The 5474-nt window shown below is 51.3% G+C and carries 2 tRNA genes and 3 rRNA genes; all 5 read left to right on the forward strand.

The annotated features are described in order from the left end of the window. The first annotated feature begins 181 nt into the window (after positions 1-181). The 5 genes from OP500_RS11055 to rrf all read left to right on the forward strand — a co-directional run bounded on the left by OP500_RS11055 (position 182) and on the right by rrf (position 5447). Positions 182-1720: ribosomal RNA gene (locus OP500_RS11055) — 16S ribosomal RNA — on the forward strand. 66 nt (positions 1721-1786) lie between these two features. Then, a tRNA-Ile gene (locus OP500_RS11060) sits at positions 1787-1863 on the forward strand. Positions 1864-1896: 33 nt separating this feature from the next. Further along, positions 1897-1972, forward strand: a tRNA-Ala gene (locus OP500_RS11065). Positions 1973-2277: 305 nt separating this feature from the next. Next, positions 2278-5169: ribosomal RNA gene (locus OP500_RS11070) — 23S ribosomal RNA — on the forward strand. Positions 5170-5334: 165 nt separating this feature from the next. Continuing rightward, positions 5335-5447: ribosomal RNA gene (gene rrf, locus OP500_RS11075) — 5S ribosomal RNA — on the forward strand. The 16S, 23S and 5S rRNA genes sit together here with 2 tRNA genes alongside, the layout of an rRNA operon. Positions 5448-5474: the final 27 nt, after the last annotated feature.

The following is a 5474-nucleotide window of genomic DNA, read 5'->3' on the forward strand; positions in this document are numbered from 1 at the left end:
GGTATGATTGCGGTCTTTCGCTGCTTCTGTGGCGACGTTCTTTAACAGACAGATTACCGATAAGTGTGAGTGCCTTTGGTCTCACACTGCGACGGATAAGACAAGATATGTAGATTTTAGGATTTGCATTTATCTGTCTTTTTCTTTGAAGCAGACCAGAAGATGTATTAAGTTAGAGATTGAACATAAGAGTTTGATCCTGGCTCAGATTGAACGCTGGCGGCATGCTTTACACATGCAAGTCGGACGGCAGCGGGGAGTGCTTGCACTCTGCCGGCGAGTGGCGAACGGGTGAGTAATGCATCGGAACGTACCGAGTAATGGGGGATAACTGTCCGAAAGGACAGCTAATACCGCATACGCCCTGAGGGGGAAAGCGGGGGATCTTAGGACCTCGCGTTATTCGAGCGGCCGATGTCTGATTAGCTAGTTGGTGGGGTAAAGGCCTACCAAGGCGACGATCAGTAGCGGGTCTGAGAGGACGATCCGCCACACTGGGACTGAGACACGGCCCAGACTCCTACGGGAGGCAGCAGTGGGGAATTTTGGACAATGGGCGCAAGCCTGATCCAGCCATGCCGCGTGTCTGAAGAAGGCCTTCGGGTTGTAAAGGACTTTTGTCAGGGAAGAAAAGGAGTTGGTTAATACCCGACTCTGATGACGGTACCTGAAGAATAAGCACCGGCTAACTACGTGCCAGCAGCCGCGGTAATACGTAGGGTGCGAGCGTTAATCGGAATTACTGGGCGTAAAGCGAGCGCAGACGGTTTGTTAAGCAGGATGTGAAATCCCCGGGCTCAACCTGGGAACTGCGTTCTGAACTGGCAGGCTAGAGTGTGTCAGAGGGGGGTAGAATTCCACGTGTAGCAGTGAAATGCGTAGAGATGTGGAGGAATACCGATGGCGAAGGCAGCCCCCTGGGATAACACTGACGTTCATGCTCGAAAGCGTGGGTAGCAAACAGGATTAGATACCCTGGTAGTCCACGCCCTAAACGATGTCAATTAGCTGTTGGGCAACTTGATTGCTTAGTAGCGTAGCTAACGCGTGAAATTGACCGCCTGGGGAGTACGGTCGCAAGATTAAAACTCAAAGGAATTGACGGGGACCCGCACAAGCGGTGGATGATGTGGATTAATTCGATGCAACGCGAAGAACCTTACCTGGTCTTGACATGTACGGAATCTTCCAGAGACGGGAGAGTGCCTTCGGGAACCGTAACACAGGTGCTGCATGGCTGTCGTCAGCTCGTGTCGTGAGATGTTGGGTTAAGTCCCGCAACGAGCGCAACCCTTGTCATTAGTTGCCATCATTCAGTTGGGCACTCTAATGAGACTGCCGGTGACAAACCGGAGGAAGGTGGGGATGACGTCAAGTCCTCATGGCCCTTATGACCAGGGCTTCACACGTCATACAATGGTCGGTACAGAGGGTAGCCAAGCCGCGAGGTGGAGCCAATCCCAGAAAACCGATCGTAGTCCGGATTGCACTCTGCAACTCGAGTGCATGAAGTCGGAATCGCTAGTAATCGCAGGTCAGCATACTGCGGTGAATACGTTCCCGGGTCTTGTACACACCGCCCGTCACACCATGGAAGTGGGGGATACCAGAAGTAGGTAGGCTAACCGCAAGGAGGCCGCTTACCACGGTATGCTTCATGACTGGGGTGAAGTCGTAACAAGGTAGCCGTAGGGGAACCTGCGGCTGGATCACCTCCTTTCTAGAGAGAAGGCCAAAGGTACTCACACTTATCGGTAATCGTCGGTTTAGAGATGCGAAGAGACCTGGGTTTGTAGCTCAGCTGGTTAGAGCACACGCTTGATAAGCGTGGGGTCGGAGGTTCAAGTCCTCCCAGACCCACCAGTAACCAAAGCCGGCAGGCCGGTTCAAGGTAAAGGGGGCATAGCTCAGTTGGTAGAGCACCTGCTTTGCAAGCAGGGGGTCATCGGTTCGATCCCGTTTGCCTCCACCAAGATTTCCCAAATTAAAGCAGTTTGCAGAATCAGACTGCTTTAATTTGCGAAAACCACGCATCGATCTTTAACAAATTGGATAGCCGAAATCAACAAACAAAGACAATGAGGTTTTATTGCAGCTGCCCAGGCAGCCTGAAATAAAGCCCAGTAATTTGGGTGATGATTGTATCGACTTAACCCTGAAACACAAAAGGCAGGGTTAAGACACAACAAGCAGTAAGCTTTATCAAAGTAAAGGCCTTAAGGAGCATAGCTAGTCAACGGTAAAACTCCGAAGTCAAAAAGGTACTTCAAATGATAGAGTCAAGTGAATAAGTGCATCAGGTGGATGCCTTGGCGATGATAGGCGACGAAGGACGTGTAAGCCTGCGAAAAGCATCGGGGAGCTGGCAATAAAGCTTTGATCCGGTGATGTCCGAATGGGGAAACCCACCGCACTCAGTGCGGTATCCTTATCTGAATACATAGGATAAGCGAAGCGAACCCGGAGAACTGAACCATCTAAGTACCCGGAGGAAAAGAAATCAACCGAGATTCCGCAAGTAGTGGCGAGCGAACGCGGAGGAGCCTGTATACGATAGCCGTCGGGATAGAAGAAAGAATTGGAAACTTCTGCCATAGTGGGTGATAGCCCCGTATTCGAAATTCCGGCGGTGGTACTAGGTATACGACAAGTAGGGCGGGACACGAGAAATCCTGTCTGAAGATGGGGGGACCATCCTCCAAGGCTAAATACTCATCATCGACCGATAGTGAACCAGTACCGTGAGGGAAAGGCGAAAAGAACCCCGGGAGGGGAGTGAAATAGAACCTGAAACCTGATGCATACAAACAGTGGGAGCGGATTTATTCCGTGACTGCGTACCTTTTGTATAATGGGTCAACGACTTACATTCAGTAGCGAGCTTAACCGGATAGGGGAGGCGCAGGGAAACCGAGTCTTAATAGGGCGATATAGTTGCTGGGTGTAGACCCGAAACCGAGTGATCTATCCATGGCCAGGTTGAAGGTGCCGTAACAGGTACTGGAGGACCGAACCCACGCATGTTGCAAAATGCGGGGATGAGCTGTGGATAGGGGTGAAAGGCTAAACAAACTCGGAGATAGCTGGTTCTCCCCGAAAACTATTTAGGTAGTGCCTCGAGCTAGACACTGATGGGGGTAAAGCACTGTTATGGCTAGGGGGTCATTGCGACTTACCAACCCATGGCAAACTAAGAATACCATCAAGTGGTTCCTCGGGAGACAGACAGCGGGTGCTAACGTCCGTTGTCAAGAGGGAAACAACCCAGACCGCCAGCTAAGGTCCCAAATGACAGATTAAGTGGTAAACGAAGTGGGAAGGCACAGACAGCCAGGATGTTGGCTTAGAAGCAGCCATCATTTAAAGAAAGCGTAATAGCTCACTGGTCGAGTCTTCCTGCGCGGAAGATGTAACGGGGCTCAAATCTGTAACCGAAGCTGCGGATGTACTTTTAGTGCATGGTAGGGGAGCGTTCTGTAGGCCTGAGAAGGTGTCTCGTAAGGGATGCTGGAGGTATCAGAAGTGCGAATGTTGACATGAGTAGCGATAAAGCGGGTGAAAAGCCCGCTCGCCGAAAGCCCAAGGTTTCCTACGCAACGTTCATCGGCGTAGGGTGAGTCGGCCCCTAAGGCGAGGCAGAGATGCGTAGTCGATGGGAAACGGGTTAATATTCCCGTACTTTGATTCAATGCGATGTGGGGACGGAGAAGGTTAGGTTAGCAAACTGTTGGAATAGTTTGTTTAAGCCGGTAGGTGGAAGACTTAGGCAAATCCGGGTCTTCATAACACCGAGAAGTGACGACGAGTGTCTACGGACACGAAGTAACCGATACCACGCTTCCAGGAAAAGCCACTAAGCTTCAGTTGAATCAGAACCGTACCGCAAACCGACACAGGTGGGCAGGATGAGAATTCTAAGGCGCTTGAGAGAACTCGGGAGAAGGAACTCGGCAAATTGATACCGTAACTTCGGGAGAAGGTATGCCCTCTAATGTTAAGGACTTGCTCCGTAAGCATAGGAGGGTCGCAGAGAATCGGTGGCTGCGACTGTTTATTAAAAACACAGCACTCTGCAAACACGAAAGTGGACGTATAGGGTGTGACGCCTGCCCGGTGCTGGAAGGTTAATTGAAGATGTGAGAGCATCGGATCGAAGCCCCAGTAAACGGCGGCCGTAACTATAACGGTCCTAAGGTAGCGAAATTCCTTGTCGGGTAAGTTCCGACCCGCACGAATGGCGTAACGATGGCCACACTGTCTCCTCCCGAGACTCAGCGAAGTTGAAGTGGTTGTGAAGATGCAATCTACCCGCTGCTAGACGGAAAGACCCCGTGAACCTTTACTGTAGCTTTGCATTGGACTTTGAAGTCACTTGTGTAGGATAGGTGGGAGGCTTAGAAGCAGAGACGCCAGTTTCTGTGGAGCCGTCCTTGAAATACCACCCTGGTGGCTTTGAGGTTCTAACCCAGACCCGTAATCCGGGTCGGGGACCGTGCATGGTAGGCAGTTTGACTGGGGCGGTCTCCTCCCAAAGAGTAACGGAGGAGTTCGAAGGTTACCTAGGTCCGGTCGGAAATCGGACTGATAGTGCAATGGCAAAAGGTAGCTTAACTGCGAGACCGACAAGTCGAGCAGGTGCGAAAGCAGGACATAGTGATCCGGTGGTTCTGAATGGAAGGGCCATCGCTCAACGGATAAAAGGTACTCCGGGGATAACAGGCTGATTCCGCCCAAGAGTCCATATCGACGGCGGAGTTTGGCACCTCGATGTCGGCTCATCACATCCTGGGGCTGTAGTCGGTCCCAAGGGTATGGCTGTTCGCCATTTAAAGTGGTACGTGAGCTGGGTTTAAAACGTCGTGAGACAGTTTGGTCCCTATCTGCAGTGGGCGTTGGAAGTTTGACGGGGGCTGCTCCTAGTACGAGAGGACCGGAGTGGACGAACCTCTGGTGTACCGGTTGTGACGCCAGTCGCATCGCCGGGTAGCTAAGTTCGGAAGAGATAAGCGCTGAAAGCATCTAAGCGCGAAACTCGCCTGAAGATGAGACTTCCCTTGCGGTTTAACCGCACTAAAGAGTCGTTCGAGACCAGGACGTTGATAGGTGGGGTGTGGAAGCGCGGTAACGCGTGCAGCTAACCCATACTAATTGCTCGTGAGGCTTGACTCTATCATTTGAAGTACTTTGCAGCATAAACGCTGTGATACGACAAACAGAAAGCTTACTGAAATAATGATACTAAAATCATCGTTCGAATTACTGATTACCCATCATCGGTAACTTCTTTGTGATTGTTAGTGCCCAAAGCACAGGCTATCCGATTTGCCCTCTTTGTTTGGCGGCCATAGCGGTTTGGTCCCACTCCTTCCCATCCCGAACAGGACAGTGAAACGAACCAGCGCCGATGATAGTACGGTCTCCCGTGTGAAAGTAGGTCACCGCCAAACCCTTATTCATACCCCCTGCCTAATAAA

This window comes from Kingella sp. SNUBH-2017, assembly GCF_028680565.1.
In the GTDB taxonomy this organism is placed as follows: domain Bacteria; phylum Pseudomonadota; class Gammaproteobacteria; order Burkholderiales; family Neisseriaceae; genus Kingella_D; species Kingella_D pumchi.